The following is a 26,548-nucleotide window of genomic DNA, read 5'->3' on the forward strand; positions in this document are numbered from 1 at the left end:
GCTTCTTCAGGTAATCCTGAGGATTTCATACTCCGAGTTCGCCGACTCCACCTCGTCGCCGACGGCTTTGCCGAGCAGTTCCCGACCTAGGGGGGAGGCCGGGGTAATGACCACGATTTCCCGCCCTCCGTGGAGGATTTTCAGGCCTCCCTCCAGCGGGCCGATGAAAACGACTTTCGTCGCGCCCTCTTCGTCCGTCAGTTCCACCAGCGCGCCGAGGCGGACGGTCCCCGTCGCGATCGTCCGGGAATCCAGTTGTTTGTACGCTTCCAGAGCCCGGCGGATTTCGCTCGCGCGGTTAGCCTGCCCCTGGGCGACGTAGGAGGCTTCGAGGGCGAGGGTGGCGTACTTGTTGTCGGGGATGTTCTCCTCGTGGGTCGCGGCGGCGTGGGCGCTTTTGGCGGCGGCAAGGAGCAGGGCAAGGTCGGTGGTGAGTTGCTTGATGATTTGTTGCAGCAGGTCGGCTTTGTTCATGGATGAGGGTATAGAGGTGAAGATTGCGTGAGTTAGGAAAGTCTTGACATTACCCCAAGCCGGGAGTAATTGAAAAAAACAACGTTCGCAGGCGATGGAGTTCGCCGAAACCGCTTGGCGACAAGCTGATGACTCCTGCTTTCATCCCGAAGGCCGGAGTCTTTTCGTTTTTTGAAAGGAGGCAATCGTATGACCACCGCCGTTTTAATCGCCGGCTGCGGGGCGCTGGGCTGTCTCGCCCGCTACTACCTGTCGGGCTGGGTTTACAACCTGCTGGGCCGGGGTTTTCCCTATGGCACCTTCGTCGTCAACATCCTGGGTGCTTTTCTCATCGGTCTGCTGATGGAGTTCGGTCTGCGTGGCACCGTGATACCGCAAGCTCTTCGGGTCGGCCTGACGGTCGGGTTCCTGGGCGGTCTGACCACCTTCTCGACCTTCAGCCTGGAGACCTTCAAGCTGCTGGAAGACGGCCAGTTCTTCACCGCCTTCGGCAACATCCTGACGAGCGTGACGGTCTGTCTGCTCTGCACCTGGCTGGGGATTTCCCTGGCCCGCCATCTATCCTAGGGAGGCCCCCATGTCCAAGTTTGTCGGCGAAAAGGTTCTGATGCGCATCTTCATCGGCGAAGCCAAGCGCCACGGCCATCGGCCGCTGTACGAGGCGCTCACGGAACTCTTCCTGCACGAGGGCTTCGCCGGGGCGACGGTGCTGCGCGGCGTCTGCGGCTTCGGTGCCCATCGGGTCTTCCACACCCAGAAATTCCTCGATCTCTCCGCCGATCTCCCGCTGGTGATCGAAGTTGTCGATTCCCAGGAAAAGATCGACGCCGTCATGCCCAAAATCGACGAGATGGTCGGCAGCGGCATGATTACCCTGGAGAAGGTCCGGGTCATCCGCTACACCCATAAACATGAGCAGGGCGTATGAAAAACGCCCGTCTGCGGCGTTGCCCTCATCCTCGTCACCGCGGTGCCTACAGGTACGCCTCGCTCCTCGAATTTCGCGCGCCTTGCATCCGGGCATTTTTGATCAGCCCTGAGCGGCGGTGATTTTAAACCATCTGCTGAAAATCTCAGAACGTCCGGAACTTCCCGACCTGCTCGCTGAAATGGCAGGCGGCAAAATGGCCGTTGCCCTGATCGACGAAGGCCGGGCGCTCGCGGCCGCAGATCTCTTGGGCGTAGGGACAGCGGGGGTGGAAGTGACAGCCGGACGGCGGGTCGAAGGCCGAAGGGACTTCCCCCTTGACCAAGGGGCGGTTGCGCGGACGGTCGGGGTCGGGGACCGGCACGGCGTTGAGCAGCGCCTCGCTGTAGGGGTGGCGGGGCGCGCGGTAGAGGGCTTCGGCCGGGGCGAGTTCGACGATGCGGCCGAGATACATCACCGCGACCCGATCGCTGATGTGCTCAATGACCGAAAGATCGTGGGCGATGAAAAGGTAGGTGAGGGCGAACTCTTGCTGTAGATCCTGCAAGAGGTTGACCACCTGGGCTTGGATCGACAGGTCGAGGGCCGACACCGGCTCGTCGGCGATGATCAGGCTCGGGCGCACCGCCAAGGCGCGGGCGATGCCGACGCGCTGGCGCTGGCCGCCGGAAAACTCGTGGGGGTAACGGTCATAATACCCGGCCTCCAGCCCGACCCGTTCCAGCAGGGCGGTCACTTCCCCGCGCAGCTCTGGCCCCCGGGCCAGACCGTGAATGCGCAGAGGTTCGCCGACGATGTCGCCGACCTTCATGCGCGGGTTGAGGGAGGAATAGGGGTCTTGGAAGATCATCTGCAAATTCCGGCGCAGGGGGCGCATTTCGCCGGGGGAGAGTTTCAGCAGATCCCGCCCGCCAAAGAGCACCTGCCCCTCGTCGGCTTCCAGAAGGCGCAGAATCAGGCGTCCGGTGGTCGATTTTCCGCAGCCCGATTCCCCTACCAGCCCCAGCGTCTCGCCCTTGAAGAGCGTGAAGGAAACCCGGTCCACCGCCTGCAACCGCCGCGACGGCGCGCCGGGCAGGCCGCCGCCGGAACGGAAGGCTTTACTGAGATCGCGGACTTCGAGCAGAGGCTCCATGTCAGTCCTCCCAGCGGCGGACCAGGTGCCCCGGCGCGACTTCCCGCAGCCTCGGGAGGTTCCCCTGGCGCGGGGCGAAATCCGGTGGGCAGCGATCGAGAAAAGAAAGGGAGCCGTTGCCGCCGCCCTGACCGTTGACCGTGGTCAGGCGGCGGCGTTTTTTGCCCAGTTTCGGGATGCAGGCAAGCAGACCACGGGTGTAGGGATGGCGCGGGTCGTTAAAGATCGCCCGCACTGGGGCGTATTCGAGGATCAACCCGTTGTACATGATCGCCACCCGGTCGGCGTTCTCGGCCACCACCCCGAGATCGTGGGTGATGAGCAGGGTTGCCATCTCCCGTTCGCTCTTGAGTTGCCGCAACAGGTCCATGATCTGCGCCTGGATGGTGACGTCGAGGGCGGTGGTCGGCTCGTCGGCGATAAGCAGGCGCGGGTCGCAGGCCAGCGCCATGGCAATCACCACCCGCTGGCGCATGCCGCCGGAAAGCTGATGGGGATATTCGCGGAGGCGCTGTTTCGGCGCAGGGATGCCCACCCGGTGCAGCAGCTCGCCGGCCGTCTCCAGCGCCTTGGCGGGGGATTGGCCCTTGTGCAGGCGCAGCACTTCGGCGATCTGCTCGCCGATGCGCAGCACCGGATTGAGCGAGGTCATCGGCTCTTGGAAGATCATGGCGATCTGGTTGCCACGCACTCGGCGCATCTCCTCGTCGGGGACATGCAGCAGATCGTTGCCGGCGAAGAAAATCTGCCCCTCCACGATCCGCCCCGGCTCCGGCACCAGTCGCAATAGCGAGAGGGCGGTCATCGACTTGCCGCACCCCGACTCCCCCACCAGCGCCAGGGTCTCCCCGGCTTCTATGGTGAAATCGACCCCGCGCACGGCCTTGACCAACCCGCCGGCGGTGAAGAAATAGGTCATCAGATTGCGAACGTCGAGCAAAGGCGGCATGGGCATCCGGGATCAAGAGCGAGAAGGCTGAAAAACAACCGAACGGCGGAAACTCTACATGGATCGGCGAGGGAGGTCAAGATTGGCGACAGCCGGGATTTACGAGAAGGAACCCTTCAGGATCATACGGCAATAGGCGCGAAAATCCTCCAGATGGTTTTCGATGATGCTGCGCACCACGTCGAGGTTCAGTTTGCGGTAATCGTGGACGGCAACGTTGCGGAATCCCACCATTGCCTGGAGTGCAGTTTTGAGGGGCGCGTCGATGACGCCGGCGTCGTAAAGCAGGGCAAAGGCCTCGCGGGATTCCTGCGGAAGGCCCAGGCGCTTGACCCGGACCAGATGCATCGCGGCGTCGATCGACGCTTCGCAGGCCCGTTGCAGATTGAGCACGATCGAGTCCTGCCGGGTGAAGTTGCTTTCCAGTTCGGCTTCGTGTCCCCGGTACTCCTGTTCGACGCGCGCGAGACAGCGCTCGATGATCGAAACCTTGTTGAGCAACACATCATGAACCATAAACGCTTCCCCTGCGGCGGATATCTTCAAGGATGTCCCGCCGTTCGAGATTGAACCGGCAATAGGCCGAAAAGACCATGTCTTCGAAGGTCGCGACGGCATTTTCGTCGGCGCGGAACAGGCACACGCCGTGGCCGACGACCTGCATCCGCAACACCGTGGAGGCCGCGAGCAGATCCACCAGATCGACATTGCGGCCGGCCAGCGTGGCAAGCTGTTGGGCGACTTCCCAGCGGCGGACGTTGTCGAGAGGGGCCGCGGGGAGGATGGCCAGGTCGATGTCGCTGGCGGGACGCTCCGCTTCGGTCCGCCAGCTGCCGAAACGGTAAATCGCCAACAGATCCGGGAAAAAAGAGTGCAAGGCCTGCACGAGTTTTGCTTCGATGTCGGCGGTGTTCGCGGTCACGCAGGATTCTCCAAACCGGGGTTCTTCTTGCAGACTAACCAAACTAGGGGGAGATGCCAACTTTAAAAATGCGCGAGGCGGGGAGGTTAGGGCCTGCCCCTCTTTTCACCCTTTGCCGCGGGTCGGTTGACATAAACGCAACCCAATAGGTAATACTTCGAACTACCAGGTAGTCCTTTTCCCCTTTGAGGTGTTTATGACGTCGCAAGTGAAACCCATGGCCATCAAGCTGACCGCGAGCGAACGGGATCGGCTCGGCAACCTGGCGGAAGCGAAGAAACGGACCGCGCATTGGCTGGCCAAGGAAGCCATCGGTCAGTACCTTGAACGGCCGGAAGCTTGCGGAAGGCGGTCAGAAGTTTTTCGGTGGCGGGATTGATGTTGGACACGGGGCGGACCTCCGGGAGGAAATCGAATCGGCCAGGGATGATAGCACCCGCGGGAAGGGGTGTCGACGGTGTTGATGGCGCGGCGCCGCTTTGGGGGGGGGCGGTCGTTGATCGGTTATTATTTCCCAGGGCACAGACAGAGACTGGATCCTGTGGCGGCGGGGGTGACCCCGCCTCCTACCCGATATGAAAAAAGCCGGTTCCTGAAAGAACCGGCTTTTTTTGCGGAGGCGCGCGCGATCAGTTTTCGAGAAAAGCGTCTCGATCCCGCTCAAAAATGATCCGGAACTCTTCCAGGATCTTGTCGAGGTGCTCCGGCTTGATGCCGGGGGCCTTATCCTTGAGGCACTCGTAAAGATCAAGGCTTTCATCCGGTTCGCGCTGGCCGATACCAAGGCTGCGGCACAGTTTGTCGGCGATGTGGACGGTGACGAGCAGACGGTAGAGGTCAGGCTGCTCCTTGCGGGGAACGTCGAGATCCTCGTGGTGCCGGGCCACTTGGGTGAGGTTTTCGGCGAAATTCCACTTTTGCAGCACGGCTTCACCGATTAGGGCATGAGAATAGGGGAAGAACTTCTTTTCCAACTCCTCGAAGGTCCCCTCGCCGTTGTACACCCCTTGAATGATCTGCAGAAAATTATCCGGATCGGTGTTGTTCATGACCAACATGCCGATATGCCGGAAGAGTCCGCCGAGAAAGGCCTCTTCCGGGTCGGATGATTTGAAGCGCTGGGCGACCAGGCGTGAACCGATGGCGGCGCCGATGGAGTCTTCCCAGAGCATCTTTTCCATCAGCCCGAAGGTTTTGTTGATCCCTTTGAGGCTGGAGGCGAGTACCAGGCTTTTCAGGGTCTTTTCACCAAGGATGACGATGGCGTGTTCGATCGTCTTGACCTGGCGCTGCATACTGTAAAAGGAGGAGTTGGCGATTTTGAGGATGCGCGCCGAAACCGCTGCATCCTTGGAGATGGCATCGGCGAGATCTTTTGCCGTCTTGTTGGGATCCTGCATCAACTGAACGACCTTGGTTGCCACCATCGGCATGGGCGGCAAATCACCCACAGCATTGATCACCGATTGAAATTCACTCTGCATGTTTATCCTTCCTTCGAACGGGCCAAGCCCCGCTGACAAATGCAACGGGGCTGACATGTTACCTGAATTCAAAGATGAATAGTAGCACGAAGGCCGTGATTCAAGTCAAGGGTGGAGAGCTAGGTTGTCACCTTTTTGCCGGTCGGCTTCAGCGGTTGCTCAATTCGAAGCGGATGGGAAGGCAGACTTCCTGGGGGATATGCCGCTCACCGTCGTGGGCCGGATGGAACTTCCAGAGGCGTACCGCCTTCAACGCGGCCTGATCGAGGATGTCGTGACCGGATGAGGATTCCAGGCGCACATTACACACCTCCCCCCGGACATCGACTCGCACCCGGACCAGCACCTCTCCTTGCCAGCGTCGGCGCTTGGCCAAGGCTGGATATTCCGGGCGCGGATTGTAACGGTATCGGGGCGGGCGAAGGGTCGCCTCGGGGGACGCGGCCGATGCTGTCGGACTTGTCCCATGCCCGTGTACAGAGTCTAGGGGAGTAACCGGTGTCGTTGCGATAGACGGGGACGTCGTCGGCACACTGTCCCCCTTTGCCCTGACCGTTTCAGACGACGGAGCGGGAAGAGATGAAGGGGCCGGCGCAAAGGGTTCTTGGAGAGCCGTCGGGATATCGGGCACCGATTCTTTCTTGGGGGGGACTGGTCGGCGCGGTGGACTCTTGGTTATCGTCTTGGTTGTGACGGGTTTTTTTTGCGTATGCGCTTGCGTCCGGGCAGGCGTTGGAGTCTCCGGCACGGATGGGACTGCCGGAGCGGGTTGAGAAAGGGCTGCGACGGGCTGGGCGATATAGATGAGGCCGACCTCCGTAGTCTTTGCCGGAGTGGGCCGCTGGTTTTCTGTGTCGTTGGGAAGGATCAAGAGAAGGCCGTGGATTCCCAGGGAGAGGAGGATGGCGGCGAGAAGGGGGGAGTGTTTCACGAAGCATCCGGGGGTGATGGTGAAAAGACCAAAGTTTTATATCCGAAAGGCCCTCCCGCGGTCAAGTGGTGAACCCGAAAAGACAGCTCCTCGGAAGAGATTAAGGTGTTCATAAAAAGCGTGACACCCGGAGAGAATCCCTTTAAAGTGATTAAATTGCCGGAAAACATAAGAATATTGATATAAAACGAGAGGTTAGGGATTGGGATGAATTCTGTAGGACGGCGATTCCCGGTTGTTTTCGTAGTGTTTCTCCTTTCGCACATTTTCCTTCCCGTCTATGCCGACGACACGACGCCAACCCTGGCGCCGGTTACCGTGACCGGTATCGCCGAGGACCGGCTCAGCGGCAAGAGTACCCTTTCCTCCGAACAAATTGAATTTTTACCTCGAAGCGACGGCAGCATCAACGATCTGCTGATCGTTCTTCCGGGGGTGCAGACCGGCGAGATGGATAACACCTCCTTGCAGGGCGGGGAGATTCTGCCGTCGAATCTTTCCATCTCCGGCGGCCGCTTTTACGACAACAGCTTCATCATTGACGGCGTGGGCAATAATAGTCTGCTCGACCCGGCCGAGAACGATTCCGAGGCGATTAATGACTTGCCGGGACATCCGCAGGAACTTTTTGTCGATCCTGATCTGATTGCCGCTATTTCGGTATATCGAAGTAATATCCCCGTGGAATTTGGTGGGTTTACCGGTGGCGCGGTGGATGCGGAGACCCGGATGCCCGGCGATGTATTCGCGGGACACGTTGATGTGCGAACCACCCGATCGAGTTGGACACGCTTTCATCTCGACGATGAATATAAAGATGCATTTGATGATTCCCATAGTGTGACTCAACAACCTTCTTTCAGGAAATATGACGGAGGTATTTCCTTCGATCTGCCGCTGAATGAAAAATTCGGCATTTTAACCGCTTACAGCCACACTTATTCGAAAATTCCTTTATATCATTTCGGCGAAACAAAAACGCAAAGACGCGAGTTGGAAAACTATTTCATGAAGTTGGCTTATACCCCGTCCGAGCAAACCATGCTGGCTCTTACGTTTATGCAGGCTCCTTATGCCGAGGAGCGTTTTCGTGAAACCTCCCAAGGGAGTGAAATCCGAAACAGTTGGTATGAACTGGATGGGAACAGTTACCGATTGACCGCTGAAGGTCGGCATAATTTCGATTTGGGGGTCTGGGAACTCACTGGGGGATACAAGTATAGTGAGAATAAGCGCAACGCTCCCAAGGATTTTTATAACTGGCGGACCACGTCCTCGGCTTGGAACGGCGATTGGTCCAAGGATTGGGGGACGCTCAGCCAAAGCAAGGAGGGTGGCTATGGCGATCTGGAAACCTCCCAGCAGAGCGAGACTTTTGCTACCAGTTTCGCCTTCGATGAGGTGATGACCGGGCCTGTCGCCCACGACGTGAAACTGGGGTACGGGTTTGAAAGGATTACCGGTACTTTCGAGCGCAGGGAGACCAGTTATGTCTACACGGTGGCCCCCAGTGGCGTGGGGACCAACCTTGTTTGCCTCAATGATGATGCGTGCATCGACGGTGAGCAATTTGCCGGTTTTCGCGTTGTTTACACAAGCGATTCGATCAATGAAACCATCAATGCTCATCACGCCTATCTTCAGGACAGTCTACGTTTTTGGCGAGTGACTCTGCGACCAGGAATACGATACGACACCGACAATTTTCAGGATAACGACGATCTTGATCTCCGGGTCGCCGCCAGTTTCGATCTTTTTGGCTCGGGGAAGACATTGCTTATTGGTGGAGTCAATCGCTATCATGGGCGGTCATTACTCACCTATAAACTGGCCGAGGCCAAGTTGCCTAATTATACGGAACGGCGGACCAAGGTTGCCGGTACCAACACGTTGGGTACGTGGGAGCCTGCAACCATAAGCAAGTCGATCAGGAAATATTCGGAACTTGAAACCCCCTATTCGGACGAATGGACCGTTGGCATTGACCAGGCTTTGTTGGGAGGGCGGTTGCATATTGAATATATCGAACGCAAAGGAAAGGATGAATTTTCTTCGACAGTCAGTGAAAAGGATGAAGAGGGCTATGTTTACACGACGCTGAACAACAACGGCAGCAGCGAACATAAAGAGGTTTTTCTCAATTGGGAACGCACTTGGAGACGACACTTTGTGTCTTTTAACACTACTTGGCAAAAGACGGAAACCAGTAACAATAGCTACCGAGACGCCCTTGATGATGAAGATCTGCTGGAATTTGTTTCCTATCATGGCGAATTAATACGCCGTATTGATCTCCCCCGCGATGACTATAACCGCGGCTATGTCGGTAATCTGATCTATCGTGTGGCACTGCCCTATGGTTTCAGTTTCACCAACCACACCCGTTACCGCAGCGGATTTGAGGCTCTTGAAGATACCGACGAAGAAGCCGAGGGTCCGGACGGCGAGCCGATAGCGGTTTACGACAAGGTCAAACAGCCGGAATCCTGGATCTTCAACTGGCGGCTTGACTGGCGGCGTGATCTTTACCGCAATCACGGTCTCCAACTCAGCCTTGAAGTCAACAATGTCTTCAATCAGAAAGTCCCTGCCGCCGAAAAGGAGGAAATTCAGACCTATGAACTGGGTCGGCAATTCTGGGTGGGGATGGAATATTACTTCTGAGGCTTCTCGATGCGGATGGGGCCGGCATGCACCTTGTGACCCTGAACGTCGAAGGCGTAAAGAAAATAGTCGCCGGGAAAGACCGGCGGCGGGAAACTGATTTCAGCTTGGGTGCTGCTTTTCAGGTCGACCTTTTCGGCGGCCAGGGGCAGCGCCCTTTTGATTGTGGCGGCTCTCGCTGGAACGAGCAGCAGTTTTTGCTCCTGCACTTCCACTCTCTGCAACGCGGAGATTCGATCCAGTACGCCGACTAGGCGAGGGGCGTGGGGGGCGCTGATGTCGTAGAGCCGCAGGTCGCTTTTTTGATCGTAAACAAAAAGCTGATCACCCCGGCGGCCGATTTTGATGAGTTGGCCGCCGGGAGGGTTCAGGGAGCCGATTCTCCTGGGGCTGGAAGGGTCGGCAATGTCGAAGACCTGCAAGCCGGCGCGGCCGTTGGCCAGGTAAAGGATTTCGTCGTTGAGGGCGAATTCCTGGCTATTGGCGAAGGCCTGCTCCGGCCAGGGCAACTGGAAGCAGCCCAGCGGTCGGGGATGGCGGGCATCCTGGAGATCGAAGATGCGTCCGCCCTGGCCGACGCTGGTCAGATACAGCAGGTTGTCCTTGACCTGCATTTGTGTGACCGCTTCCGGCGTGGAGATGAGGGCGAGCGGCCGGGGTTCTCCGCTTTCGTCGAGGAGAAAAATCTCGACTCCGTACCGATGTGGCGCGGAGGTGGGGGGATCTCCTTCGGTCGTCGGCGCCGGGAGTGAGCCGGCGACCAGAAGGAGCATGTGCGAAAGCGCCAGCTTCCCGGCGGAAGTTAGCCTCTGTTCAGGAACCCGGGAGCTGGTCGTTCCGTCGCGGGGAAGGATTTTCAGTCCCTGATCGGTGGCGAGGTAAAAGGTCGCGGCGTCATAGGCCAGCATATTTACACTCATACTCGCTTCATCCGGGATCCGGGCCAGGCTGTCCGCAAGCTCTGCGGCGGCAAGCGGAGGAACCCCCGGCGCTTGGTCGATGGGAAAACGCCAGTGGGAAAATTGCGGGCGCCATTGCGGGTGTTTTCCGATCCCGGCAAGATCGGCGAAGAGCAGTTCGGCGCTCGCTGTTCCCAGGATGGCCCGTTCGTCGTCGAGGATGAAACAGGAAATTGCATCCCCCGGGGTCAGGTGTCCGCTGACCTGGGGCCGGTGCGGGTCGCGAAGTTCCACTTGCAACAGGCCGCTTGCTCCGGCCGCCAGGTAGGCGCGATCCCCCCGGACCAGAATCTGGTGGACACTACCTAGCGGAAGTTCGCTGAGAAGAACGGGGGCGCCGGGATCGCCGATATCGACAAGTGACAGGCCTTCGCTGGTGGCGATCAGCGCCAGCGCATCTTGTATCGCGATGTGCCGGGGAATCCCGGTCAAGGGAATCCGCGCCAAGAGGCGGGGCGCGGCCGGGTCGCTCAGGTCGCAGATGTGCAAGCCGGTTTTGGCGGCACCGAGAAGGGCCAGATGCCCGCGGCTCGAGACGGCCAAGGCGGCATCGGCGAGTTCCAGGGTGGCGATGAGATGGGGGACGGCGGTTCCGGCTCGCGGTCGCAGCACCAGCAGACCCTGGGGGCCAGCGGCGGCCAGGAGGGTGTTGTCCGGTCCTTGCGCGAGGGACATGAGAGAGCTGGCGATACGGTTCCGGCTCTCGCCGTTGGGGTTGATTCGGATTAAATCTCCCTGCCCGCTGGCCACCCAGAGACTGTCACCGGCTTTGAGCGAGGAGGTTGGCAGCCCGCTCGTGTTCCAGGCATTCCGTTGTTGGGGGCTTTCCGGACGATTCAGGTCGATTTTCCAGATCCGCCGGTCTTCGGTTCCCAGATACAGGTCCGAGCCGTCCCGGAGAAGGGTTCGGACCCCGGCGAAGGTGGCGATACGCCGTGATATCGCTTGCTGATTGCCGCTATCGTGGATCAGGGCGAAACGGGTGTTCGCGTCGAAGCCGGCGCCCTTCAGCCGCAGGAACAGGGATTGGCCGACGGTGCCTTGGCGGCGGTCGAGAGCATCGAGGCGCAAGTCCTCGGGCGGTTGATGCTCGCCGAGCAGCGGCAGGGCCAAGGCAACGATCAGGCCGAAATAGACCGTCAGGGTGGTAAAAATCAACAGCGTTTTCCGCCTCTTCATGCCCATGATCTCCGGTTCGCTTCCCCCCCCGAATCGCCAGTTTCACCCGCCGATGAAGGCAGCCACTGCTGAAGAACCATCTCCAGTTGCGGGCGTTTGAAAGGTTTGGCGAGGTAGCCGTTCATCCCCTGGCGCAGACATTCTTCACGCGCTTCTTCCCCGTGCTGGGCGGTGAGGGCGATGACCGGTAGTTGCTCGTGGAACCGGCGCAGTCGGCGGGTCGTTTCAAAGCCATCCATGCCGGGCATACGACAATCCATGAACACCAGATTGAAGGAACCGCGGGCCAGAAGGTCGAGAGCCTGTATCCCGTCTGCCGCGACTTCGACTTCGCAGCCGAGTTGTTCGAGCAGGATCTGCATGAGCCGGCGGTTGGCGTCGGTGTCATCGACCACGAGGATCTGGGGTACGTCGGCCATCTTGGCGATGGGTGGGACTGTCTTCGCAGGCTGTTGCGGATGTGCGATCTCCCCCCGCTTGAGCCACTGTTCGACAAGTTCTTGTAATTGCTTGTTGCGAAAGGGTTTCTGCAGATAATCAGTGAAGCCGGCGGCGAGGCATTCGTCGGCGTTTTGGCGTTCACCGTGGGCGGTGAGGGCGATAATCGGCATCGTTTCGCCCCGTCGGCGGATTTGTCGTGTCGCCTCGAAACCATCCATTTCCGGCATGCGCAGATCCATCAAAATGAGATGATGGCGGTCCAGCAGGTTCAGGGCCATCCGGCCGTTATGGGCTATGTCGACTTGGCAGCCCAAGTCTTCAAGGAGCCGGTGTAAAAGACTCTGTGTTGTGGGATTGTCTTCCGCCACGAGAATACGCCGAGGCCGCGGTTCCGTCGGGGCAACGGTCTCCGCTGCGGCTTCTGGCGGCAAAGTGGATTCCAGGGCTTTGACCAGTGCCGGCGGCAGCTGCGAGGGGAGAACCGGCTTGAAGATCAGGCCCTGGATACCCAGCCGGGCACAGGATTCGACGCCGGGATCCGCCCGCCGCGGGCAGGTCAGAACGAGAGCGGGGCGGGTAGCCGGGGGAAGAGGAGAAAGTATCTTCCGGAAATGTTCTGCAGTTTGTTCCGGAATGTCGGAATCGATCAGGACCAGGGAAAATGCGGTGGGATTGTTTCGGACCTGAAGCAATCCTTGCTCCATGTCGGTGGCGGTGACGACCTGAGCGCCCCGGGCTTGCAGCAGTTCGGCGAAGATGGCGCCGGCCGCGGCATTGGGGTGGATAACGAAGATTCCGCGCTCGCTGAGTTCCGGTTCCGAGAGGGGCAGAGCGGGTTCCGGTGACCTTTCCAAGGGGAGTACGACCCGGAAGGTTGTTCCCCGTTCCGGCTCGCTAGTGACGGAAAGGACTCCTGCCATCAGGCCCACAAGTTGCCGGACAATGGACAGCCCGAGTCCAGTGCCGCCGTAGCGGCGGGCCGTCGAATCCTCGGCCTGGGTGAAAGATTCGAAGATTTTTTGCTGGATTTCCGGCGTCATGCCGATGCCGGTATCACTTACGGCGAGGGCCAAATGTTCTTGGCCCCCTTCGTTCATGGGTTCCACCGTGACCTTCACCTCGCCGCTGTCGGTGAATTTGATGGCGTTGCCGATAAGGTTCAGAAGAATCTGTCGTATGCGGCCGGGGTCGCCGCGCCAATTTCGGGGCAGGGTCGGAGCAAAGCGGCAGAGAAGCTCCAGATCCTTGGCCTGGGCTTTTTCCCCCATCAGGGCAACGGCCCCTTCGACTAGGTTTTGCGGATCGAAATCGATTTTTTCGAGGCGGATTTTTCCCGCGTCGATTTTGGAAAAATCGAGGATATCGTTGAGCAGCCTCAGCAAGGCCTCCCCCGAGGAGTGGATGGTGCGGGCCAGCCCCCGCTGATTTTCGTCGAGGGAGGTGTTCAGTAAAAGCTCGGACATCCCCAGCACTCCGATCATTGGCGTGCGGATTTCGTGGCTCATATTGGCAAAAAACTGCGACTTGGAAGCGTTGGCGGATTCGGCCGCCAGCTTTGCCTGATGCAACTGTGCCACGGAATCTTCCAGTTGCTGATTTGTTCTGCGCAGTTCCTTGGTGCGTTCCGCGACATTCTGTTCAAGATTTTTCCGGTGCGCCGAAAGCTGGGCCTCGCGGGATTCGATCTGTTCGAGCATATCGTTGAAGCCGTCAATCAGGGTACCGATTTCGTCATCGGAGGACTTGGCGGCACGTAGATGATAGCTGCCGTTCAGGGCAACCCGATTCATCGTGTCGTGCAGATTCAGAATCGGCCCCGTGATCCTTCCCTGTAACCGCTTGGCCAAGAGGTAAGTGACGATCAAGGTCAGACCGAGGAGGATCAGGGTGCCGAGAACGTAGCGACCGAGGCGCTGGTAGAGACCGCCAAGATCCGCCTGGATGAAGACCGTGCCGATTTTCTGCCCTTCGTTGAAAAGCGGCAGAAACACGGCGAAGTGTCGCAGTGACAGGCACCGGTTCTCGCTTGTAAGCTGGGCCGCTTCGGCCAGTTTGTCGCAATACGGGGTGGGCTGTTCGAATCCGTTCGGGAAATTGATGTGATGGGCGAAAGGTTCGAAATTATGGTCAAAGAGATAGGCATGTTTGATCGGAGAGTGGGAAGTCAGGCTGCCCAGGTGGCGATCCGCGGTTTTCCAATCCCTTTGCATAAGGCTGGCACGGGTGTGTTCCCCCACCATGTGCGCCAGGGTAGAAATGTCTCGCAGCAGTGACTGCTGGTAGTAAACGACCTCATTGTAGACAAAAATGCTGGCGGAGAGCAGCAACGCCGTTGCGCTGGCCACCATGATGATGCGCACCAGTTTGTTTTTGATGGAATTTTTCGTGGTCAAAGGGTGCGCTGTCATGATGGTTCCGGGGGTGGGAGGAACGACTTCGCTGCTAACTGCTGGGTGGATGCTTCCGTATCCTGTAACGATTTCTAACCATCAGGAATGATGACTAGGTAAACGGTTTTATGGGAGCAGGTCAAGGAATTTCGAAAGGAGGGGATGTCTGGGCGGAATCGTGCGGTGGTGGGCGGAGAATCCTAGAAAAATCCAGACCACGAACCCACTGTGATCGCTACGGCCACCGGTGGCAAATGCCGTGGCTGTCGGCGCAAGCAGGGACATAGAAGCAAGAACGGCAAACGGCTTCTTCCTGTTGATTCTCCTTCCCCGAAACTGTTCATCTTTTATGGTGCATGTTGTTGACGGTTTGGGAGTGCTTCTTGAAAATCCCCCTGACCATTGCGATGAAGAGCTTTATCCCGGGGATAAGTTGACCGACGATGATCAACCCGATGAAACAGAGAAAAAGAATCACGGCCAATCCGCTTTCCGTCGAATCGGGAGTGGCTTGGGCCAAGGACGGACAGAGGAAAGCCAGAATCATTGTGCAGATCCATGTGCCGAGGGGCCTCGTCATTTTTTCGCTCCTTTCCTAAAAAAGCGCCGCAGAGTTTCTTGCGTAGAACAGCAGCGAATGTGCCAAAATTTGTATGATCCAATTAGAAATTGTAACAGATTGATATGATTGTAAAATGTGTCTGATTTCATCTTCGGTGACCGCTACCGTCGAGGAGGGCGTATTCGTTTTGTATACATAATTTATGCTCTTCCGGTCCGTTCGAAACCTGATGTGATGTCGCAAGACTTCTAAACTGCTACTGAATTTTCTTTACGATAGGGTGTATGAAGCTTTTGTGCAGAGCCTATACGCATTTTGTGGTTCTCTCTTGGGGACTATTGGTGTAGTCTAACCATCGGGTTCTCGGAGGAGTTTGTTTCCCGCTGGTGAGGCATTTGCTGCGTCAGCGACTGGCCACGGTTCTCATGAGGGAGCGGGTTAATTTTTTTTTTGCTTTTTTCCTCAAACGATGTTTAGTATACGGTGTCTTGTATGCAGTATACATATCAGAGAATGATTTCGCCGGTTCGACCGGCATGCTCTGTGGATTGTTCATGTGTGGGCTAACTATTGGCGAGGAGAGAGGAAATGGAATTTCTGGCTTGCTGGCGCGCACCCCCCCCTCGAAAGGTTCCTGCTTTTTCGGTCGAAGCGCGGGGAGACGGTGGGAGTTCCCCCGGTCCTGATGACTGAGAGTGCCGGATGAGTAGCTACAGGGACAAGGAATGCTGATTCCTTATTCGCTCTAAAAATCATTCTAAGGGATGAAAATCATGCAATTCACTCAAAGCACTGTGGGCAGAAAGGTCTTGATGGCTGTTACAGGCTTCATCTTGATCTCGTTTGTTGGCGTTCACCTGCTCGGCAACTCTTCCGTGTATTGGGGTGCCGATGGGATCAACGCCTACGCCAAGCATCTTCATGATCTTGGTCCTCTCGTCTGGATTTTCCGTCTGGTCATGTTGACCGTTTTCGGTTTGCATATCATCTTCGGTATCCAGTTGACGCTGGAGAACCGGGCCGCGAACCCCGAAAATTACGCGGTCAAACGACTGGTGCGAGCCAACTTCGCGTCGGAAACCATGATCGTCAGCGGGCTTGTGATTCTGGCGTTCGTCGTCTACCACCTTTTGCACTTCACCATCCATGTGACCAACCCCGAAATTTCCGCCAGCCATCTGCCGGTGGACGCCATGAGCCGCCCCGATGTTTTTTCGATGGTTGTCCTCAGCTTCCAGAAGTTCCTTATTTCTCTGATCTACGTGGCCGCGATGGTGTTTTTGTTCCTGCATGTAAGCCATGGCTTCCAGAGCTTCATCCAGACCTTCGGCCTCAACAACGGGCCTTCCTTGTCTGTTCTTGAGAAGGTTAGCAAGGGTGTTGCCTTGGTGTTGCTGTTTGGCTACATCTCGATTCCGATTCTCATCATCTTTGGCATCGTAAAGATTTAGGGGGTACTCGTGATACTTGACGGCAAATGTCCTACCGGACCAATCGAAAAATCGTGGGATAAACACCGCTTTGAAATGAAGCTGGTGAACCCGGCTAACAAGCGTAAATACAAAATCCTGATGGTCGGCACCGGTCTCGCCGGTGGCGCCGGCGCTGCTTCCCTGGGTGAGTTGGGCTACAACGTCCATGCTTTCTGCTACCAGGACAGTGCCCGTCGCGCTCACTCCATCGCGGCTCAGGGTGGCATCAATGCCGCCAAGAACTATCCGAACGACGGCGACAGCATCTACCGCCTCTTCTACGACACGATCAAGGGTGGTGACTTCCGCGCCCGTGAGGCTGACGTCTGGCGTCTGTCTCAGGTGTCCAACAACATTATTGACCAGTGTGTCGCCCAGGGCGTTCCTTTCGCTCGCGATTACGCCGGTTATCTGGACAACCGTTCCTTCGGTGGCGCTCAGGTTTCCCGTACCTTCTTCGCCCGTGGCCAGACTGGCCAGCAGCTTCTGCTCGGGGCTTACTCCGCCCTTTGTCGGCAGGTTAAGGCCGGTACCGTGACCATGCATCCCCGCACCGAAATGCTCGACCTGGTCGTCGTTGACGGCGTCGCTCGCGGCATTACCGTGCGCAATCTGACCACTGGCCAGATCGAGTCCCATTGGGGGGATGCCGTGGTTTTGGCCACTGGTGGTTACGTTAACGTCTTCTATCTCTCGACCAACGCCATGGGTTGTTCCGTCACCGCCGCCTGGAAAGCCGCTAAAAAAGGCGCCTACATGGCCAACCCCTGCTACACCCAGATCCATCCGACCTGTATCCCTCAGCATGGCGAGCATCAGTCGAAACTGACCCTGATGTCCGAATCGCTGCGCAACGACGGACGCTGTTGGGTACCGAAGAAGAAAGAAGACTGCGAAAAACCGGCCAGCGCTATTCCCGAGGAGGATCGCGACTATTACCTGGAGCGGAAATATCCTTCTTTCGGCAACCTGGCTCCTCGTGATATCGCTTCTCGTGCCGCCAAGGAGCAGTGCGACGACAATCGCGGCGTCGGCCCCGGCAAGCGCGGTGTTTATCTCGATTTCGCCGATTCGATTAACCGCCTCGGTCAGAGCACTATTGCCGCCCGTTACGGTAACCTGTTCGAAATGTACGAAAAGATCACCGATGAAAACGGTTACAAGCAGCCGATGCGCATCTACCCGGCTCCACACTACGCCATGGGCGGTTTGTGGGTTGACTACAATTGCATGAGCAATGTTCCCGGTCTGTTTGTACTCGGTGAGGCCAATTTCTCCGTGCATGGTGCCAACCGCCTGGGTGCCTCGGCACTCATGCAGGGTTTGGCCGACGGCTACTTCGTTATCCCCTACACCATCGCCAACTACTTGGTGACGGTCAAGCCGGGACAGGTCAAGGACGATCATCCCGAGTTCAAAAAGTCGGTGGACGATGTTAATGGGCAGATTAACAAACTGCTATCGATCAACGGTAAAAAGACCGTTTCTGAGATGCATCGAGCCCTCGGCAAGATCATGTGGGAAAACGTCGGCATGGCCCGCAGCAAGCAGAGCCTCAATCAGGCTCTCAAGGAAATCCCCGCTCTGCGCGAGGAGTTTTGGAAGAATGTCAAGGTCACCGGCACCGCCGGTGAGTTCAATCAGCAGGTGGAGAACGCCGGGCGTGTCGCCGACTTCCTTGAGTTTGCCGAAATGCTGACCCGTGATGCCCTCCATCGTGAGGAATCCTGCGGCGGGCATTTCCGTGTCGAGCACCAATATGAAGACGGCGAAGCCAAGCGCGACGACGAGAACTTCTGCTATGTTGGGGCCTGGGAGTTCAAAGGTGTCGACAAGGAGCCCGAACTGCACAAGGAACCCCTGAAATTCGAGAATATACATCTGGCGGTAAGGAGTTATAAATAATGAACCTTACATTATACGTATGGCGCCAAAAAGGCCCCAAGGAGATGGGCAAGCTGGAGCAATACGAGGCTAAGAACGTCAGCCCCGACCAGTCTTTCCTGGAAATGCTCGATGAAGTGAACGAAGAACTGATTAAGACCGGGAAAGATCCGATTGCCTTCGATCATGACTGCCGTGAAGGGATCTGCGGTATGTGTTCCCAGGTCATTAACGGCCGTCCCCATGGCGGTCAGGATCGGACCACCGTCTGTCAGTTGCACATGCGCACATTCAAGGATGGCGACAGTATCTACATCGAGCCTTGGCGCGCTAAGGCCTTCCCTATCGTCAAAGACCTAGTGGTGGATCGCAGCGCCCTCGACAAGATCCAGAACTCCGGTGGCTATACTTCCTGTCATACCGGCGGTGTGCCTGACGCTAACTCCATTCTGGTTAGCAAGGTTGCCGCTGAGTATGCTATGGATGCGGCTGAATGTATCGGTTGTGGTGCCTGTGTCGCCGGTTGCCCGAACAGCTGTGCCATGCTTTTCACTGGTAACAAGGTGGCGCAGCTGGCGGCTCTGCCTCAGGGACTTGCCGAGGCCCGTGCCCGTGTCAAGGCTATGACCGAGGCTGCTAAGGAATGTGGGTTCGGCAACTGCTCGAATCATTACGAATGCCAAGCCTCATGTCCGAAAGGTATTGACGTCAAGTTTATTGCCAAGCTCAATCGGGAGTACATTAAGTCCCTTCTCCCGTAATTTGCATGAAACATAATAATCGCAAAAGGGGTGGATCTTTCGATTCACCCCTTTTGCGGGTTTTGTTTGGTCGAGGCTTGACAGCCGTAAATATTCTGCTTTAATCAATCAGTCTTTCAGAAATCACTCCAAGGAGGCTCATATGCGTAAAACTCAGATCGTAGCCCTTGTCGCCGGTACCATGTTTCTTTGTCTCGCGGGTTGCTCCGCGAAACTGTCCCCCGCCGATCAGGCTCTGCTGAAGCAGGCTGTTGATTCCAGCAACACCGCCGCTCAGTCGGCGAAGTCTGCTGAAACTGCCGCCGCTCGTGCTGAAGGCGCCGCTTCCGCTGCTGAAGCTTCTGCGGGTAAAGCCGCTGATGCCGCTAGCCGTGCGGAAAACGCTGCGAATCGCGCTGACGCCGCAGCCATGCGTGCCGAAGCCGCTGCACAGAAGGCTGAGAAAGCTTTTGAAATGGGGCTGCGTAAGTAATCCCGAAAAAATCCGACGGACAAAACACATCGGGGACCAAGCAAAAGCTTGGTCCCCGATGTGTTTTGGGACGGCAAAAAAGAAAAAGCGGGCAGGTGGCTTGCTTAGCGACTTGCCGTAGCCGTCGGACCGGTGACGGAGATAGGCTGGGGAATGCCACGATTCTGGCGGAGAATCTCATCGATAACGTCCCAGTTGAGCAGCCCCGCCCATTCGAGAAGCCGGGCTTGGCGAACGACCTCCTTTTTCAGGGGGGTAAAATCCTGTCTTTGGGCGTTTGGAAGATGAACTTCCAGGAAGAGGGTATTGTCTTTGCGCCCGACTTTGACCGGCGTATCGATAATCAGAACCCCGGTGCCGACTGGAACCCGATGGAAAAGCTCCTGGATATCCTGGGGATACAAGCGAATGCAGCCATGGCTGACACGCCGGCCCACGCCCAGGGGTTTATTGGTGCCGTGGATACCGTATCCGACCGTGGAGAATGACATCCAGTATTTCCCTAAAGGATTGGCTGGACCGGGGGGGACGGAAATCGGCATCCCTGGTCGTTCGTGGCGGATGGAGACGGGAACGGTCCATGTCGGATTTTCCGCTTTGTTGAGGATGGAAAAGTGTCCGGTAGGGCTGTCGTTTCCTTCACTGCCGATGCCTAGGGGGTAGACCCGAGCCAAGAGGTATCCCCCCTTTTTCCAAACATGGTAAAGACGCATTTCCGCGAGATTGATTGTGATCCCGGGCATTGCATCGACGGGGAGGATTGAGGCGTAGGGTAAAAGCACGTTCTGCCCCGGTGTGGGGAGCCAGGGGTCGATGTCGGGATTGGCGTTTTTGACGTTGACAAAACCCAGTCGCAGATCTCGCGCCAGCTCCATGAGGGTTTGCCTGGAATCGGCCACGGTATGATAGCGGTGCTCGCCGATAATCTCGCCGCGCCATTGCGAGCTTAAGGTGTGTGGTGTGAGGGGTTCCGGTGTTTTGCCGTGGGCGCCGACCGCAATCAGCAACAGGGCTGCGATCGTCAGGGTGCGAATTGGTTTCCGCATAAGGCTGTGTTATCCTTCCATCTCAAAGTTGAAATCGTCAATTTCGGCAGGAGAAACGCGCTGTTTTCAGGTTGCGCTTTCCATGGAGGCTTTTCCTGTTTCGCATTGTTTCGATTCTTTGCTGCCTGATGGTCTTCTCCACGACAGCCTGGAGCGAACCTCTGGCTCTGGAAATCACCGGAATCTCCGGCGAGCTTCTCGATAATGTCCAAGCCGCCCTGAGCTTGCCGGCTGATCTGGCGAAGCCGGATGGTACGGTGGAGCGTCATTGGCTGACGCGCTTTGTCGGCCAAGTTCCCGGCAAAGTCGGCAAGGCCCTTGAGCCTTTTGGATATTTCGCCACAATATCAAGTACGCAACTGGAAAACCAAGGGAAAAATAACTGGCTGCTGAAGGTCAACGTAGTACGCGGGGAGCCGGTGCGGGTGACCTCTCGGCGGATCTTGGTGAGTGGGCCTGGTGCCGAGGAAAAACGACTAAATACACTCGCCTCCCAATTTCCTCTACGGAAAGGGGAAGTTCTGCGTCAGGATCTTTACGAACGCGCCAAGGGGGAACTTAAGGCCTCTGCCCTTGATCTCGGCTATCTTCAGGCCGATTTCACACGGCACGTTATCCGTGTCGACCGCGTCCGCCGTAGCGCCGAAATCGATCTCGAACTTGGCACTGGACCGCGCTTGCGTTTCGGTAAAACGCTCATTCACGGTGCCCCCGATTTCCCCGAATGGTTTCTGGTACAGCATCTTGCCTACGCCGAGGGGGATTTCTTCTCTCACGACAAACTCGGGGAGACCCAGTTCAACTTTCTCGATTCCGACCGCTTTCGTGATGTTCTTCTCACCCCTCTCGAAGAACTTGCCGATGAAGAACGGGTGCCCATCTCCGTACAGCTGACCCCCCGGGTGCGGCACCGCCTCCGCCCGGGGGTGGGTTTCGGAACGGATACCGGGGGGCGTTTGTCCCTGCGGTATCGGGACAACAATGTCTTTCATCATGCTCATCTGTTCGATGCGGATCTGTTGCTGGCCGAACGCCGGCAGTCCTTGGTGGCGAGCTATGTCATGCCTAATCGGGGGCATCTGGAGAGTCGGACTGAATTCAGTGTCGGTTATCAGGCCGAGGATGTGGAAACCTACGAATCGAATTCCCTTTTTGCCGAAGCCCGTCAGGTCTGGGGATTGGGGCGGGGATATCTGGGATCGTTCTATCTCCGTCTTTTGCAGGAGGACTACCGGATTGCTGACCAGGATCGCCGTTCCCGGCTGACCATCCCCGGCTTGCGTCTGTCCCGCCGGAAGTATTCCGACCCGATCCGTCCGCGGCGGGGCTCTTCCTTTGCTCTGGAAGTCCGAGGTGCTCACCGTTGGCTGGCCTCCGACGTCAGCCTTCTGCAATTTCTGGCTTCCGGCAATATTCTGCTGGAACTACCGGGGCGCTGGTCTCTCTTTGCCCGCACCGAGGGAGGGACGACGATACAGGATGAGCCGCTGGAGGATGTGCCGACCTCCCTGCGCTTTTTCGCCGGCGGCGATCAGAGCGTCCGCGGCTATGACTATCAGTCCCTGGGCCCCCGGGACGCCAACGGCGACGTCATTGGCGGTAAGCACCTGGGAGTGGTCGGCCTCGAACTGGAGCGCGCTTTCTTGACAAACTGGGGCGCGGCCGCTTTCTACGATGCCGGAAATGCCTTCAACAGCCTGTCCGACATCGATTGGGCGCAGGGGGCGGGGTTCGGAATCCGTTACTATACCCCGGTGGGACCGATCAAGATCGACCTTGCCCGGCAGATCGGCGAGTCGAACCCTTCTTGGCGCCTGCATGTGAGTGTGGGGTTCGCATGGTAAGGATTCCGGTCCGGTCTTTTTTGTCGGCCGGATTGGCTCTCGCCTTGGCCGTCTTTGCCGGGGGGGTCTGGCTCCTGTGCACCCCCTCGGGCAGTTCCTGGCTGGTGCGCACCATATTGGACTTGCTTCCCGGGACGGCGGAAATCGGGAAGGTCACAGGCCGACTGGGCGATCAACTGATTCTTGATGGGCTGCATATTCCCGATGCGGTCGGGACTCTGACCGTTGAACGGGCGGTACTCGACTGGAGTCCGGGAAAACTGTTGTGGGGCCGGTTGGAGATCGCTGAACTCTCTCTGGTGGGGGTCGAATTCCTGCTTGACGATGAGGATTCGCCCCCATTGACCGGTAGGAAACCGTCGCGGCCGACCCTCCCCGGATGGCCTGAGCTTACCGGCTGGCCTCTGCGGGTGGCCGTGGGAATTCCCGACCTGCGGTTGGAGCGGCTGGTCATTCGCACCCCGAACGAAACTCTATGGCAGCTGGCGTCCTGGCGTGGTTCCCTCGCCTGGCGCTCGGGGGTGGTGGGCCTGTCCGGCATGGAGATGGTTCTCCCCCAAGGGCGTATTTCCGGAAATCTCGCCCTTGATCTGCCCGCTGCGACCTTGCGCGGACAGGTTCTGGTCGTGCCGAAGCAGCCGCTAGCTGGCGCCGACCGGGCGGAGCTTTTGTTCGATCTGCGGAAAGAAGACGGAACCTGGTTGGCGGGAAGGCTTCATGCTCGTGCTTGGAGCCAAAGGAAGATGCTGCTGTCGGCACGGGTTCCCTTGGCAATTGATCAGGAAACACTCAGGATGCATCAGGTGCGCATCGAACTGCCCGGTCGCGGCGACCATTTGTCCTTCGACGGCACCCTCGCCCTCGACGAAACCTTGACCTGGCAGGCGGAGGTCGCCGCGCGCCGTGTTGACCTGAGCGAGCTCGCGGGCTTGGCGCTGCTTGTGGATGGCCGCATTTCCGCGGCTGGGGAAGGGGAGCGCTACCGGGGTCGTTTCGACCTGCGTAATCCCAGCGATGACTGGCTTGAAAGCACTCTTGCCGGAGGGTTCAGCGGCGATGCCACCGGTCTGGACCTTTCCGGATTGCAGGGGAAGTGGTTGGCGGGCACACTTGCCGGAACGCTGGAGCTGGATTGGCGAAAAGGCTTTTCCCTACATGGCGATCTGCGCGGACGGCAGTTCGACTTGGCCCGACTCACCCCCGAGTTACCGGGACATGTCAGCCTCGATCTGCGTTTCGATCTGGCGCAGGCCGCCGACGAGCCGCTGCGCCTGAATGTCGACGGCGCCTTGCTGGAAAGTACCCTGCATGGCCATAGCCTCAATGGCGATCTCTCCGCGCGGCTGCACGGCGAGGATCTGGAGATCGTCCGCCTCGATCTGCGCGGCGCCGATCTGACCCTGAGCGCCCACGGACACCTTGCCCAGCGGCTGGATGTCGAAGTCGATCTCGGCCGCTTACAGGGTTTGCTGCCCGGGTTTGCGGGAGCGGCCTGGGGCCGGGGTTGGCTGAGTTGGGACGGCAAGTCCCTGGCCGGCGATTTGACGGTCCATGCAACAGACTTGGCCCATGGTACGGATTCCCTGGCCGCTCTGGAGCTGACCGCGCGCAAGAACGCCGGCTCCGACGACCTGTACGGCGTGTTCCGGGGTCGCGGCGGGCGCTGGGTTGGGCAGGAGTTGGAGTATCTGGAGCTTGATATCTCTGGAACCCTGGGAGCACACCGCGCGCTTCTGGATGTCGCCGGGGAGATAGGGCAAGTCCATATTTTGGCGCAAGGGCGTTGGCGGGAGGAATCCTGGAACGGTTTTCTGCGGGAACTGGCCTTCACGGCTACCCCGGTCGGAGACTGGCGGATAAGCGAACCGGCCGCCCTGCGGGTCGATGTCGGAAATGCCGAATTGTCCCAAGTGAAGCTAGCCAGTGCCCGGGGGGAGGAGATCGAGTTGGGTGGCCGTCTGGAATTCGCTTCCCGGGATGGAGATTTTCTCCTGGGCTGGCGCAGGTTGCAACTGGCTCATGCCCAACCCTGGGTGGAGGACTGGCAAATTGGCGGCGCAAGTGATGGGGAACTGCGCCTGAGTCTGGAGCAGGGGCAGATTGGGAAGCTCGGGGCGCGCCTCAAGGTAGCGGGGGATTTGACCCGGGGGGACGCGCATTACACTCTGAGTGATCTGCGGTTACTTCTCGATTGGAACAGAAATGGTTTGCGCGCTGAGTTGTCCGGCGATGGCGGCGATTTAGGACAGTTGCACCTGAACCTTTCCTCCCCCGACGCTCCCGGCGGAGTCTGGCCCGAAGCCGGAACCTTTTCCCTGACGTTTGACAACCTTGCCCTGGCTCGCCTGTCTCCGTCTCCGCCCCCCGGCCTGAGCCTGTACGGTGAGGTCGCCGCCAACTTCGCCGGGGGCTGGCGGCAGGGAACGGAACTTTATGTGGACGGCCGGGCGGCGATCGAAAAGGGCCATCTCGGCTGGCAGGTGGATGAACTTCAGGTCGGGGCCGAGTTGCGCAAGGCCGAACTGGATTTTTCCTGGCACGGCGAAGAGCTTTTGGCTGAGGCCGATTTCGAACTCAACCGGCATGGTCGATTGCGCGGGCGCTTGCAGTGGCCACTGGCCGCCCGCTGGCCGGTACGGATCGACCCCCAGGCGCCATTGCGGGCGGAGGTGAACGCTTCCCTCGCGGAAAAGGGGTTGCTGGCCGCGCTCTTCCCCGGCGTGGCGCGGGAAACCTCCGGGCAGCTGGAAGTGGCAGCAACCCTGGAAGGCCCCCCCGCCGCTCCGCGCCTCGCCGGCACCTTCTCCCTCTCCGGGGCCGCCGCCTATCTCCCCGTTGCCGGTCTGAACCTCAAGGATGTCAGCCTGCGCGGGCGTCTGGCGAAGGAGGAAATCGAGCTGGACGAGGCCCGGGGTACCTCGGGGGGAGGCACCCTGCGGGTCCAAGGGAAAATCAGTCTTGCCGACTGGGCGCTTGCCGACTACCGTTTCAGCCTTTCGGGAGAAAAGGTCGAGGCGGTCAATCTGCCCGAATTGCAGTTGCACCTCAGCCCCGAACTGGAAATCGCGGGGGATGCCGAGCGCCTGCGTTTGCGCGGCAAGGTGTTGGTGCCTTACGCTCTGGTTCGTGGTCGCGAAAGCGCGCCGCCGATCAGATCCAGTTCCGATGTGGTGCTGATCGATGCTCCGGAGGAGGTGGCGGCTGAACTGCCCCTGGCGTTGGATGGTGCGGTTCGGGTCATTCTCGGGGATCGCGTGCTGGTCAAGGCGGCCGGGGTCGATGCCCGGCTGGGCGGAGAGGTGGAAATCCTGGCCCGAAATCTCGAAGAGATCAGCGGCCGGGGACGGATCGAAATCAAGGAGGGGTCTTATTCCGCCTATGGGATCGGTCTCAAGGTCGAGCGCGGCAATATTCTCTTCGCCGGCGGTCCGGTCGATCGTCCGACCCTCGATATCCTTGCCCTGCGTACGGTCGGGGAGGTCAAGGCTGGAGTGCGGGTTACCGGTACTCCGCGCCGGCCGGTGGTGAAGCTCTATTCCGACCCGCTCATGCCCGACACCGATATCCTTTCCTACATGGTTTTGGGGCGGTCCTTGGGCGCCGTTGGCGGCGACACCGATCTGCTCATGACGGCGGCGGGAGTTCTTCTTTCCCAAGGGGAATCGGTGGTTCTTCAGGATCGCCTCAAGCGGCGTCTCGGCATCGATGTGCTTGAGGTGCAGTCGGGTAGCGGCGACGTGACCGCCTCGGTGGTGACTATCGGCAAATACCTGAGCCCCCGGCTCTATGTCAGCTTGGGCCATTCCTTGTTCACCAGCACCAACGAATTCCGCATGCGTTATCGCCTCTTCGAACGCTGGGAGCTGGAGTCGAGTGTCGGCGTCGAGAGCGGCGCCGACCTCTATTATCTGATCGAGTTTGAATGATGATGCAATCGCGAAAAAAGCTCACGCGGCTTGAGGCATGAGCCAACCAATTCGGTTGTTGCCGGGCCGAAAGGCCTCGGCAAAATGTCGTAGATATCCCCGCAGCGGTCTTAATGGCTCTTTGA

Annotated in this window: 21 protein-coding genes and 1 riboswitch; of the genes, 10 read left to right on the forward strand and 11 right to left on the reverse strand. The window is 58.5% G+C overall.

All coding sequences use genetic code 11. From position 1 onward, the window contains the following. Nucleotides 1-6 precede the first annotated feature (6 nt). Entirely contained in the window at nucleotides 7-474 is a 468-nt protein-coding gene (locus RBR25_RS09025; protein ID WP_432819225.1) for a GreA/GreB family elongation factor, read from the reverse strand. 81 nt (nucleotides 475-555) lie between these two features. Beyond that, nucleotides 556-619, forward strand: a riboswitch (Fluoride riboswitch). A 44-nt stretch (nucleotides 620-663) separates the two neighbouring features. On the opposite strand from RBR25_RS09025, the gene crcB reads away from it, so the two are divergent. Further along, nucleotides 664-1,041, forward strand: coding sequence for a fluoride efflux transporter CrcB (gene crcB, locus RBR25_RS09030; protein WP_432819226.1), 378 nt, complete (start codon nucleotides 664-666; stop codon nucleotides 1,039-1,041). A gap of 10 nt (nucleotides 1,042-1,051) precedes the next feature. Next, a complete protein-coding gene (locus RBR25_RS09035) occupies nucleotides 1,052-1,402 on the forward strand; it encodes a DUF190 domain-containing protein (protein WP_432819227.1) in 351 nt (116 codons plus the stop codon). Nucleotides 1,403-1,547: 145 nt separating this feature from the next. On the opposite strand, the gene RBR25_RS09040 is transcribed toward RBR25_RS09035, so the two are convergent. The 4 genes from RBR25_RS09040 to mntA all read right to left on the reverse strand — a co-directional run bounded on the left by RBR25_RS09040 (nucleotide 1,548) and on the right by mntA (nucleotide 4,408). Next, nucleotides 1,548-2,537, reverse strand: a complete 990-nt coding sequence (locus RBR25_RS09040; protein WP_432819228.1) for an ABC transporter ATP-binding protein — start codon at nucleotides 2,535-2,537, stop codon at nucleotides 1,548-1,550. 1 nt (nucleotide 2,538) lies between these two features. Then, nucleotides 2,539-3,486 (reverse strand): ABC transporter ATP-binding protein, encoded by a 948-nt coding sequence (locus tag RBR25_RS09045; RefSeq protein WP_432819229.1) that lies wholly within the window; start codon nucleotides 3,484-3,486, stop codon nucleotides 2,539-2,541. A 99-nt stretch (nucleotides 3,487-3,585) separates the two neighbouring features. Beyond that, complete coding sequence (gene hepT / locus RBR25_RS09050) at nucleotides 3,586-4,002, reverse strand: type VII toxin-antitoxin system HepT family RNase toxin (protein WP_432819230.1); 417 nt, start codon at nucleotides 4,000-4,002, stop codon at nucleotides 3,586-3,588. Next, nucleotides 3,992-4,408 (reverse strand): type VII toxin-antitoxin system MntA family adenylyltransferase antitoxin, encoded by a 417-nt coding sequence (gene mntA / locus RBR25_RS09055; RefSeq protein WP_432819231.1) that lies wholly within the window; start codon nucleotides 4,406-4,408, stop codon nucleotides 3,992-3,994. Before mntA ends, hepT begins: the two co-directional genes overlap by 11 nt. Before the next feature lie 196 nt (nucleotides 4,409-4,604). On the opposite strand from mntA, the gene RBR25_RS09060 reads away from it, so the two are divergent. Next, nucleotides 4,605-4,787: a CopG family ribbon-helix-helix protein gene (locus RBR25_RS09060; RefSeq protein WP_432819232.1), complete on the forward strand. Its 183-nt coding sequence runs from the start codon at nucleotides 4,605-4,607 to the stop codon at nucleotides 4,785-4,787. 250 nt (nucleotides 4,788-5,037) lie between these two features. On the opposite strand, the gene RBR25_RS09065 is transcribed toward RBR25_RS09060, so the two are convergent. Continuing rightward, the gene (locus RBR25_RS09065) at nucleotides 5,038-5,892 is read right to left on the reverse strand and encodes an HDOD domain-containing protein (protein WP_432819233.1); all 855 of its coding nucleotides are present in this window, start codon (nucleotides 5,890-5,892) and stop codon (nucleotides 5,038-5,040) included. Between the two features lie 148 nt (nucleotides 5,893-6,040). Beyond that, entirely contained in the window at nucleotides 6,041-6,823 is a 783-nt protein-coding gene (locus RBR25_RS09070) for a TonB family protein (RefSeq protein ID WP_432819234.1), read from the reverse strand. 207 nt (nucleotides 6,824-7,030) lie between these two features. Here RBR25_RS09070 and RBR25_RS09075 point away from each other — a divergent pair, with 207 nt between their 5' ends. Further along, a complete protein-coding gene (locus tag RBR25_RS09075) occupies nucleotides 7,031-9,487 on the forward strand; it encodes a hypothetical protein (protein ID WP_432819235.1) in 2,457 nt (818 codons plus the stop codon). On the opposite strand, the gene RBR25_RS09080 is transcribed toward RBR25_RS09075, so the two are convergent. From RBR25_RS09080 to RBR25_RS09090, 3 genes are all read right to left on the reverse strand, one after another. Beyond that, nucleotides 9,478-11,625, reverse strand: a complete 2,148-nt coding sequence (locus RBR25_RS09080; RefSeq protein WP_432819236.1) for a hypothetical protein — start codon at nucleotides 11,623-11,625, stop codon at nucleotides 9,478-9,480. The genes RBR25_RS09075 and RBR25_RS09080 overlap by 10 nt on opposite strands. Further along, nucleotides 11,622-14,474: a response regulator gene (locus RBR25_RS09085; RefSeq protein ID WP_432819237.1), complete on the reverse strand. Its 2,853-nt coding sequence runs from the start codon at nucleotides 14,472-14,474 to the stop codon at nucleotides 11,622-11,624. The genes RBR25_RS09080 and RBR25_RS09085 overlap by 4 nt, the downstream gene beginning before the upstream one ends. A 322-nt stretch (nucleotides 14,475-14,796) precedes the next feature. Further along, on the reverse strand, nucleotides 14,797-15,036 hold the full coding sequence (locus RBR25_RS09090) for a hypothetical protein (RefSeq protein WP_432819238.1): 240 nt from the start codon (nucleotides 15,034-15,036) through the stop codon (nucleotides 14,797-14,799). Nucleotides 15,037-15,791: 755 nt separating this feature from the next. On the opposite strand from RBR25_RS09090, the gene RBR25_RS09095 reads away from it, so the two are divergent. The 4 genes from RBR25_RS09095 to RBR25_RS09110 all read left to right on the forward strand — a co-directional run bounded on the left by RBR25_RS09095 (nucleotide 15,792) and on the right by RBR25_RS09110 (nucleotide 19,607). Then, entirely contained in the window at nucleotides 15,792-16,469 is a 678-nt protein-coding gene (locus tag RBR25_RS09095) for a succinate dehydrogenase cytochrome b subunit (protein ID WP_432819239.1), read from the forward strand. Between the two features lie 9 nt (nucleotides 16,470-16,478). Further along, nucleotides 16,479-18,395 carry a fumarate reductase/succinate dehydrogenase flavoprotein subunit gene (locus RBR25_RS09100; RefSeq protein ID WP_432819240.1) on the forward strand — a complete coding sequence of 639 codons (1,917 nt, stop codon included), beginning with the start codon at nucleotides 16,479-16,481 and terminating at the stop codon, nucleotides 18,393-18,395. After that, nucleotides 18,395-19,135 (forward strand): succinate dehydrogenase/fumarate reductase iron-sulfur subunit, encoded by a 741-nt coding sequence (locus tag RBR25_RS09105; protein ID WP_432819241.1) that lies wholly within the window; start codon nucleotides 18,395-18,397, stop codon nucleotides 19,133-19,135. The genes RBR25_RS09100 and RBR25_RS09105 overlap by 1 nt, the downstream gene beginning before the upstream one ends. A gap of 142 nt (nucleotides 19,136-19,277) precedes the next feature. Beyond that, nucleotides 19,278-19,607: a hypothetical protein gene (locus RBR25_RS09110; RefSeq protein WP_432819242.1), complete on the forward strand. Its 330-nt coding sequence runs from the start codon at nucleotides 19,278-19,280 to the stop codon at nucleotides 19,605-19,607. 104 nt (nucleotides 19,608-19,711) lie between these two features. On the opposite strand, the gene RBR25_RS09115 is transcribed toward RBR25_RS09110, so the two are convergent. Next, the gene (locus tag RBR25_RS09115; RefSeq protein ID WP_432819243.1) at nucleotides 19,712-20,653 is read right to left on the reverse strand and encodes a L,D-transpeptidase family protein; all 942 of its coding nucleotides are present in this window, start codon (nucleotides 20,651-20,653) and stop codon (nucleotides 19,712-19,714) included. Nucleotides 20,654-20,781: 128 nt separating this feature from the next. Here RBR25_RS09115 and RBR25_RS09120 point away from each other — a divergent pair, with 128 nt between their 5' ends. Further along, nucleotides 20,782-22,497, forward strand: coding sequence for an autotransporter assembly complex protein TamA (locus RBR25_RS09120; protein WP_432819244.1), 1,716 nt, complete (start codon nucleotides 20,782-20,784; stop codon nucleotides 22,495-22,497). Beyond that, nucleotides 22,491-26,423: a translocation/assembly module TamB domain-containing protein gene (locus tag RBR25_RS09125; protein WP_432819245.1), complete on the forward strand. Its 3,933-nt coding sequence runs from the start codon at nucleotides 22,491-22,493 to the stop codon at nucleotides 26,421-26,423. The genes RBR25_RS09120 and RBR25_RS09125 overlap by 7 nt, the downstream gene beginning before the upstream one ends. Nucleotides 26,424-26,548 lie beyond the last annotated feature (125 nt).

The sequence above is a fragment of the Trichloromonas sp. genome (assembly GCF_034006665.1).
Taxonomy (GTDB): domain Bacteria; phylum Desulfobacterota; class Desulfuromonadia; order Desulfuromonadales; family Trichloromonadaceae; genus Trichloromonas.